Genomic DNA, 7,643 nt, shown 5'->3' with positions numbered 1-7,643 from the left:
TTACCGCAGTGCACTGACATTGTCTCCGGCGGACGATGTGCCTGATAGGCGAGCTACAGCGCTGTCTGCATCGCGTACCGCTTCCGCAAGCCCTCGGAAACCGTCAGCGAGGCCGGCTTCCGACCACGTCTCGACTTTTGGGTCGGCGGCTCCGGATCGGGAGTTTTCTCGGCTTCCCGCACGATGTCTTCCGTGAGATAGGCAGGCGCCTCAGCGCCGGAGTCCTCTGAGGCCGGGAGAGGACGGTCGAGCGGGCTGTCGTGGTCGTCCTCGTCCGCAGTGCTGGTCTCGCCGACCGGGGCCGCGAATTGTTCGATGCGTTCCCACACCGAGGAGGACGGGCCTTTGTTCTGCGCCTCGCGAGCACTGTCTTCGGGGGAAGCCGTCGCATTCACCAGTGCATGGCGGGCTTGTGCCGCAGACAACCCCGCATCCTCAACGAGTGCTACACACTGCCGGGTCACCTCGGCCAGCATGGGACGGTCGGCCGGCGCGTACGCGAGCATTGCCGTGATCAGCGGGAGAAGGGCATCAGGCAGCTCGGCCAGATTCGGGAACTGCTCCTCGTCCGCCACCTGAGTGGCGATTCCGAGCCAGTCTGCGCCCTCGTACGGGTAGTGGCCGGTCGCCGCATAGAGCAGCACTGTGCCGAGCCCGTACACATCGGCAGGTTCTTTCGGCTTGGTGCGGGCGAGAGCTTGCTCGGGAGGTATACACCGAATGGTGCCGATAATCATCCCGGCCTGCGTCAGGTTGTCCTTGTCAGCGTCAACGAAGGCCCCAAGACCGAAATCGATCAGTATCGGACCGTACTCGCTGAGCATGACGTTCTGCGGTTTGAGATCGCGATGGAGTAGGCCCACTTTATGAACGGCTTCGAGCCCTTCGGCGAGCAGCGCGCCGAGGCTGGCGACGAGGGGGGTAGGGAGCGTGCCCCGGCCCTGTACTTGCTCGTGAACCGTATGTCCTGGGACGTACTCGACGGCCATCCAGGGCTGCTCGGCGTACGGATCGGCATCGAGGAAGCGTGCCACTCGGTTCGTACCCACGACCGTTCGCGCGATGAGCGCTTCCTTCTCGAAACGGGCGCGCGTGGCCTGGTCGAGGCGATCCCGTCGGATCACCTTCACCGCGACCGGGTCCCCGCCGGGCGAATAGGCCAGATAGACCTCTCCCATACCCCCCGAGCCCAGCTCGCGCTCGACCACGTAGCGGCCGATCTGCGCGGGCACCTCTGCCATGTTCTCTGCGTCACCCTCTCGCGGTCGCGTCACCGTGTTGCACCATCACCGAAGGTTCACCCTATCCCTGCGCCGGCGGGCCAGGGCCTGTTTCTGGCCCTTGACGTGCGCAGACGCCAAGGGCGGACGCGTTGCTCCGGCGAGAGTCAGCGAACGTACTCACGAAGCAGGTCAGCGAACGCCGTCAACTCGCGCAGGTCCTGCCGGGGCAGCGGATCCGTATCAAAGTGAGCAACGCGATTCCGGATGTCCTTAACACGTTCGAGGTGGTGAACGAACTGTCCTCGGTCAAGCGTCGGGTGGCCGATGGCAGCCCAGTTCCGGTCCGCTTGTTCGGCTAGCTGTTGCTTCTTCTGGTTGCCGTCGAGCAGGTGTACGTAGTCGCCGAACGTAAGATCCTGAATACTTCCCGTTCGGTCCTCGGCCTTCCGATTGCCCTGAACCGCCACGATTGCACTGGTATCCAACGCCTCGCCCAGCCATCGCCGCAGCAGTGACTCGATCTCGCCGAGAAGGAAGAAGGGGCGCGCGGTGTATTGGAAGCGTCGGACGATCTCGCGATAGGTCACGATGCCTGTGAGTTCCCCTTCCTGGTCCCGTACCAGCAGGTAGCCGTGGTCGGTGAGTTGCGGCAGGCAGCTGAAGAGGTCCTCGCGACTGTCGAACACCGGCAAGGACTCCTGTTGCATGGCGTTCTCCAGCGTCGCCTCCTTTCCGTTTTCGTACATGAGAGCCAGGGAGCGCCAGGTGACGATGCCGTGGAGCCTGGTCCTGTTGCTGGTCACCGGGATCTGCGCGATCCCCTTGTGCCGCATGAGGTAGGTGGCCTCGAATAGTTGGGCGCCGAAGGGTACGCAGACCACGCCGCCGGATGCGGACGGAAGATCGCCGATGAGTAGCCGCTGCGGCAGCATCCCAGGGGGAAGCGGCTCCGGAATCTCGTCGTCTGCGGGCTCCGGTAGGGAGGGCGCTGCGGTTAGTTCCACAAGGCGCACGCTGCTCCGTGCGGGGCAGGTCGAGAAGTCGGGCAAAGTGGTCAAGCCGACGTCGGCGAGCGCCTTACTGATTTCGTGGACGATCGCGTTCCGGCGTGTACGCACAGCGAAGAGGTCCAAGAGTGCCTCAAGTTGTACCTCTACGCCTTTGAGCTCGATCAGCTTCTGCGATCCCGGCTTCCTGATCAACGGTCGGCCTCCACGTCCGCTGCGTCACGAACAACGGTGGTTCGCTTCCCCATGGCCTGGTACACGAGTTCTTCGAGGGCCGCGGCACGGGACTCGAAGAACGTCACGTAGTCGTTCGCACGGAGAGCCTTGGGGTCGACGAGGTGAGTCAGAAGCACGTCGTCGAACCATTCCGGGCGCAGATCGGCGGCAGCTGCCAGGGACTCCACGTAAGCGGCGGGCGCTCCGATGAGAGATTGAGAGGCGCGCAATGACAGGGGCGTCTTGTTGACGATGGAGGTCGCCGGATACGTATCATCCAAGTTCTTGCGCAACCAGTTTCGGGGGAAGACCTGGTGGACGTCCACCCCGTACTCCATGAGCCGACCAGGAACCAGCGGAGTCTCCGCGTAGTGCCAATCCACCGCCCCTTGCTTGACCAGGAGAGCGTAAATTCCCTTGTAAGCAGCACTGTTCCGGGTCTTGAGCGTATGCAGGCGGTCGGGGAAGAAGAATGCGTCGGTGACTGTGTCGGGGGCGGCCTCATCTCGGCGGATCCAGGCAACCAGTTGCTCGACGTCGCGGGTGAACCGCGTCTCGGTCGAGCCCCCGTACATCTCACCGAGGACGCCGCACCAATACCACTGCTCGATCTTCCGAATCGCTTCCGGAGTGTCGGTTTCATCACCGAGGATGGCCCGGACCGCCGCCAGCGGAACGAGTTGGGTGCGGTATGGCAGGTCGGCCACATGGACGATGCACTGGGAGAACAGAAATCCGCCTGTCCACTCGAAGGCGTCCTTCAAGCGCAGGGACAGCCCCTCGAAGTCGGCTAGAGGAAGTTCCAGGAGGTCGCGTCGCTTACAGGAGACGCCTACCGAGGGGTCCTGCTGCTTGCGGTTCCAGGTCCGCACAAGGGCCACGGACTGCAGGAAATCGCTGTTGCTGAGGCCGTCGTCGAGGTCTACTTCGAGGCGGCCGAGCGCAGGGTACCGCTCCGCTACGTGTTCCTTGATCGAGCGCCAAGCGGAGGGGAGGTCGTAGTAGGCACCCGTCCGGCTCGTGTACGCGCGGTTGCCCGCATACGTCGCGGTCAGCAGCTCGAAGACGTTGAGCGGTACACCGCCCGTGTTGACCCGCTCGAAGACCGCGCAGACAGCGTCCATGGATGTCGAAGACGACAGGTTGATCATTGGAACCTGGAACGACCGGACCGGGTGGAGCACCTTGTCTTCGAATTCCGACCACAGTCGGAAGTTCCGCGCTTCGTCGGCCTTCTCGTACTCGCGGCGCCAGGCGTTGACCTGCTGCGTGTCGAACACGATGCGCAACGGGAAAAGGCCGGCGGCGCACTCACCTGTCGTATCGGTGAGATCGTGCACGACGGTGCGTCCGAAGTCCCGACGTAGCATCCGATCCTCCGGCACTGAGACGATCGCCTCGTCCCGGTCGGAGGGGGAGCCTGTGGCCTTCGCGATATCCACGTAGTACCAGCGGCTCACCGGCTTACCCCGCGAATTCACCGTGAGTACCGGGACATCTGAGATGTACAGCGCCTGGAAGAGCGATGTCAGCCGCTGCTGGCCGTCCAGGAGCAGCAAGCTTGGTTCGCGCTGTGCGCCGGCCTGGGCTCCAGTGAGGGGCCGGGTACGGAACGGGGACTCCCCGCCGGTCTCCAGCGTCATCGTGACGCCCAGTGGATAGTCGAGCGTCACCGTCGCGATGATGGCCCGGATGCGATCGTCGTCCCACTTCCATTCCCTTTGAAAATCGGGAAGTTGAAGGCGCCCGGAGGCGACGTCACGAAGGAGATTCTTCAGGTTTGCGCTGTCAAGCCCTGCCACGTTCCCGTACTCCACCCTCGCGAATCATGCGAACGAGGCATTGCATCAAGAGATCGATGAGACGTCAACGCCAAGGTGGCGCTAAGCCGGGTTTTGGCCATCGACCCGAGTGTGAGGCACTCAGACTCGGGTGGAGGCCGCGGCGGCGCGAACCAGCACCTCGGCCTGTCATCGGCGGATCTTCGGCAGGTCGACTCGATCTCCAGCAACGCGGTCCGTGGCGCATCAGAAGGACCGGCCGCGATCAGTGGTGCTTTCGACGCCCGGTGTGACGTCCTTCGTCCAGTGGACGGTCGACTGCCTTCTTGGCGCCCGTGCCGTACAACCAGCCTTCCTCGCGCTGCTGGATCAGGTCACTGGCATGCAGACTGTTGTGCCCAGGCGCTGATCCGGGCCCGTTCGCTCCAACTTCCGGCGTCAGCTCCTGCGGGAAACGCTCCAGGGCCTCACGGTCTCGAGTGCCCCCGTCGAGGCCGCCACCGGTTCGACTGGACGGCCCTCACCGGCCCGGCCGCCGGGACGCTCGGCACATACGACGAGACCATGCCCCATCTTGTCGTCGACGAAGGCCAGGACCTGTCGCCCGGTTTCTACCGGCTGGTCCGTATCGCCGCCATATCTGTCACGGTCTTCGCCGACGACTGTCAGCGCCTTACGGAAACGAACTCCACCCTCAACGAGATCACCGACGCTCTCGGCCGCTCCACGGGACGCGTCGAGATTGCGCGGAACCACCGCAACAGCCGCGAGATCGCCTCCCTCGCCGAATACTTCCCCACAGGCGGCACCCGACCCGAAATCCCCTTCCGTATTCATGGTGGCCCCGGAGAAGGTCACCGCCCAGTTCGGGCAGGGCATCGTCCGCCCGATGTGCCGAAGGGGGGCGGTCGGCGGTATCTGCGGTGAGCTCGTGAATTCGACGGGCAGGATCGCGGGCACGCCGACACGGTGCTGAGCAAGGCGTTCCCCGGCGTCGATGACCATCGCACCCACCTCGAACTCGCCTCCCTGGCCATCGCGCTGAAGCGGCGGGTGGTTGTCCTCCAGGCCGTCGAGCACGCACAGAGCAACGACGGCGATCCGTTCGAGAACTTCACCTGCGAACTCAGGCGCGATCAGCAGCGCCTCGATGAAATGGAGTCAAGCATCGCCGGTGTCCTGGTGCGCCTGTCGGCACTGGAGCTGGCACGCCCGAGCGGCTTGCGGGAGCCCGTCTTCACGACCGGTGGCGTGGATCGCCTCATGAGCGCGGCGCACCCGGATTCACCAGCTGGGCCGTGGCGTCACAGTAAGCAGCCGTACGACAGACGTGGCGATTGAGATTGCCCGCGACAAGGACGGCCCGGTGGTGGTGTTCCCCGCGTTGCCGGCGTAGACGTATCGGTGTGTTCGGCAATGCGCTGTCGCCCCAAAACGCCGATCAGTAGCGGCGGGCAGCCGACCATCGCAAGGGATGGGTTCCTGAGACCCGTCGACTGCGCTGAGGAAGATCGTAGCTGCCCGACGTATCGAATCCACCGGTTCAGGTCACCTGACGGCGCACCGAACCTGCCGGCCCTACTGCAGCGTTGTGCAGGAGGAAGGCCGTCAGTGGTCGTGGACTCGGAGGGCTTCGTAGATACGCGTTGCCGGTCTTGTCGTCCGAGCAGCAAACCCACCGTGAAGGCTGATGGGCACTCAGACGTCTCTGACGTACCGTCACTCATTCAAGATCATCTTGCACGTGCGTTGCACAAGGTGCTGAAAAACAACAGTGATCAGTGGAGGGCTGTGAAGGTAAATATCCGCAGGTCAGCTGGCATGTTGGGGTGTCGTGCCCCGTGCCGCCAAGGGGCACAACACCCCACCCGTCAGATGTCCCGGAAGATCTCGATCTGCGCCCCCACCGAGTTCAGCCGTTCCGCCAGCTCCTCGTAGCCGCGGTTGATCACGTACACGTTGCGCAGCACCGACGTGCCTTCCGCCGCCATCATGGCCAGGAGGACGACCACCGCGGGGCGGAGGGCCGGGGGGCACATCATTTCGGCGGCGCGCCAGCGGGTGGGGCCCTCGACCAGCACGCGGTGGGGGTCCAGGAGCTGGAGGCGGCCGCCGAGGCGGTTGAGGTCGGTGAGGTAGATGGCGCGGTTGTCGTAGACCCAGTCGTGGATCAGGGTCTGGCCGTGGGCCGAGGCCGCGATGGCCGCGAAGAACGGGACGTTGTCGATGTTGAGGCCGGGGAACGGCATCGGGTGGATCTTGTCGATCGGCGCCTCCAGCTTGGAGGGGCGGACCGTCAGGTCGACCAGGCGAGTGCGGCCGTTGTCCGCCGCGTACTCCGCGGTGCGGTCGCAGTCGACGCCCATCTCCTCCAGGACCGCGAGCTCGATCTCCAGGAACTCGATGGGGACCCGGCGGATCGTCAGCTCGGACTCCGTGACGACGGCCGCGGCCAGCAGGCTCATCGCCTCGACCGGGTCCTCGGACGGCGAGTAGTCCACGTCCACGTCGATCTCGGGCACACCGTGCACCGTGAGGGTCGTCGTACCGACGCCGTCCACGCGTACGCCCAGCGCCTCCAGGAAGAAGCAGAGGTCCTGGACCATGTAGTTGGAGGAGGCGTTCCGGATGACCGTGGTGCCGTCGTGGCGGGCGGCGGCCAGCAGGGCGTTCTCGGTCACGGTGTCGCCGCGCTCGGTCAGCACGATCGGGCGGCCGGGCGTGACGGAGTGGTCCACCCGGGCGTGGTAGATCCCCTCGGTGGCGGCGATGTCCAGGCCGAAGCGGCGGAGCGCGATCATGTGCGGCTCGATCGTCCGCGTACCGAGGTCGCAGCCGCCCGCGTACGGCAGCTTGAACGCGTCCATGCGGTGCAGCAGCGGGCCGAGGAACATGATGATGGAGCGCGTGCGGCGGGCGGCGTCCGCGTCGATCGCGTCCATGTCGAGCCGGGCCGGCGGCACGATCTCCAGGTCGGTGCCGTCGTTGATCCAGCGGGCGCGCACGCCGATGGAGTTGAGCACTTCGAGGAGGCGGTAGACCTCCTCGATGCGGGCCACCCGGCGCAGCACCGTACGGCCCTTGTTGAGCAGGGACGCGCACAGCAGCGCCACGCAGGCGTTCTTGCTGGTCTTGACGTCGATCGCGCCGGAGAGGCGGCGCCCGCCGACCACGCGCAGATGCATGGGACCGGCGTAGCCGAGCGAGACGATTTCGCTGTCGAGTGCTTCACCGATACGGGCGATCATCTCAAGGCTGATGTTTTGGTTGCCGCGCTCGATGCGGTTCACCGCGCTCTGGCTGGTGCCGAGCGCCTCGGCGAGCTGGCTCTGTGTCCAGCCCCGGTGCTGACGGGCGTCACGGATGAGCTTGCCGATACGTACGAGGTAGTCATCTGACATGGCGAAAGGCTATCT

The 7,643-nt window shown here is 65.0% G+C and carries 5 protein-coding genes and 1 pseudogene; 2 read left to right on the top strand and 4 right to left on the bottom strand.

What is annotated here, in order from left to right; all coding sequences use genetic code 11:
• Positions 1 to 53 precede the first annotated feature (53 nt).
• The 3 genes from OG867_RS04920 to OG867_RS04910 form a co-directional block, all read right to left on the bottom strand.
• A complete protein-coding gene (locus OG867_RS04920; RefSeq protein ID WP_406283090.1) occupies positions 54 to 1,241 on the bottom strand; it encodes a serine/threonine-protein kinase in 1,188 nt (395 codons plus the stop codon).
• A 146-nt stretch (positions 1,242 to 1,387) separates the two neighbouring features.
• Positions 1,388 to 2,425, bottom strand: a complete 1,038-nt coding sequence (locus OG867_RS04915) for a CBS domain-containing protein (protein ID WP_362273624.1) — start codon at positions 2,423 to 2,425, stop codon at positions 1,388 to 1,390.
• Positions 2,422 to 4,263, bottom strand: a complete 1,842-nt coding sequence (locus OG867_RS04910; RefSeq protein WP_406283088.1) for a DUF262 domain-containing protein — start codon at positions 4,261 to 4,263, stop codon at positions 2,422 to 2,424. Before OG867_RS04910 ends, OG867_RS04915 begins: the two co-directional genes overlap by 4 nt.
• A gap of 528 nt (positions 4,264 to 4,791) precedes the next feature.
• Here OG867_RS04910 and OG867_RS04905 point away from each other — a divergent pair.
• Positions 4,792 to 5,154 (top strand): hypothetical protein, encoded by a 363-nt coding sequence (locus OG867_RS04905; protein WP_406283086.1) that lies wholly within the window; start codon positions 4,792 to 4,794, stop codon positions 5,152 to 5,154.
• Positions 5,155 to 5,199: 45 nt separating this feature from the next.
• Positions 5,200 to 5,623, top strand: a pseudogene (locus OG867_RS04900) (hypothetical protein); the annotation flags it as partial.
• A gap of 475 nt (positions 5,624 to 6,098) precedes the next feature.
• Here the strand turns inward: OG867_RS04900 and OG867_RS04895 are convergent.
• Positions 6,099 to 7,628, bottom strand: a complete 1,530-nt coding sequence (locus tag OG867_RS04895; protein WP_018100749.1) for a UDP-N-acetylglucosamine 1-carboxyvinyltransferase — start codon at positions 7,626 to 7,628, stop codon at positions 6,099 to 6,101.
• Positions 7,629 to 7,643: the final 15 nt, after the last annotated feature.

Source organism: Streptomyces sp. NBC_00209, from assembly GCF_045206345.1.
In the GTDB taxonomy this organism is placed as follows: domain Bacteria; phylum Actinomycetota; class Actinomycetes; order Streptomycetales; family Streptomycetaceae; genus Streptomyces.
The sequence above is the reverse complement of the archived record's forward strand: the minus strand, read 5'-3'. Positions and strand labels throughout refer to the sequence as shown.

Bases quoted from the DNA above. Each gene is read 5' to 3' on its own strand.
- OG867_RS04920 (WP_406283090.1), bottom strand. From the start codon at position 1,241: ATGGCAGAGGTGCCCGCGCAGATCGGCCGCTACGTGGTCGAGCGCGAG.
- OG867_RS04905 (WP_406283086.1), top strand. From the start codon at position 4,792: ATGCCCCATCTTGTCGTCGACGAAGGCCAGGACCTGTCGCCCGGTTTC.
- OG867_RS04895 (WP_018100749.1), bottom strand. From the start codon at position 7,628: ATGTCAGATGACTACCTCGTACGTATCGGCAAGCTCATCCGTGACGCC.